Origin of the sequence: Streptococcus sp. 339 (genome assembly GCF_013277285.1) — a bacterium.
GTDB classification, from domain to species: domain Bacteria; phylum Bacillota; class Bacilli; order Lactobacillales; family Streptococcaceae; genus Streptococcus; species Streptococcus pseudopneumoniae.
In genome coordinates this window covers 1-969 of sequence record NZ_VMMR01000119.1, presented here as the reverse complement: position 1 = coordinate 969, position 969 = coordinate 1, and the positions used below count along the sequence as shown (strand labels likewise).

Genomic DNA, 969 nt, shown 5'->3' with positions numbered 1-969 from the left:
GAACCAGATGCCCGTCTTTCAAAATGGCCTTAAAGGTTTCTTCATACTTGAGACTGTATTCAATTACCCTTCCTAGTTTTGAACCAGGTAAAACTGACTGACGCCGACACCAAGCAAAGAAGTCTTCCATTAGGGGTTGGAGCTCTTCTTGACGTTTCTGTAGGCGTTCATCAGCTGGCAAAACCTCCCAGTCTCTTTCCAAGGCAAATAACTGGTCACAATAAGCTAAGCCTTTAGCTCCTAAGGATGAGTTATCTGCTTGCTTGGGGGTCGCTTCAAAAAATTTCCTTCTCACATGCGCCCAACATCCAACAAGTTCAGCTTCTTCCAGTTGGCGATAAGCTTCTAGCGGTTCGCAGTTTACCAAGCTTGGCGTCGCCTTGCTCCTAAACCTTGGACTGCTATCGCATAGGCAGAACTAGAGGACTAAAGTCCTAAGTTACTGCCGCAACATGTCACAATGCACATAGCCAGAATAATCTCCTAGGAATTCTTGTACTACTGAACCACTTCGACGCTGATCATGGTGGTACAGCGTGATTCCTTGCTTCTCAGCTTTTCCAGACAAAAAAGTCCAATAGTAGGTCAGATGGCTATCACTTTCTAAGACCCGATAAGAGGTTTCATCCGCATGAAGAAGAGCGTGTTCTAACAACTTTTCTCGTAAAAGCTTATAAAGGGACTCTAAATAGTATTGACTCGTCTTGATATGCCAATTAGAAATTTCCTTACGTGTGATTGGTAAACCCATCCTAGCCCAATCTTCTTCTTGGCGATAATTGGGTACCTTCAGATTAAACTTCTGATGGATGGTGTGAGCGATTATAGAAGCTGAGCCAAGGCTATGCGCCAAAGGGGCTTTAGGGATAGGAGCTTTCACGATTTTATCACTCGGATTTTTCTCACTGCTTGGCACTTATAAGCGTGTTGGATATGATCTATTCGTTTTAATTGCGCAGGAATAAAGAC

Annotated in this window: 1 pseudogene; it reads right to left on the bottom strand. The window is 43.8% G+C overall.

Going from position 1 to position 969, the window contains the following annotated elements:
* A pseudogene (locus HT736_RS11875) lies at positions 1-969 on the bottom strand (transposase); the annotation flags it as partial.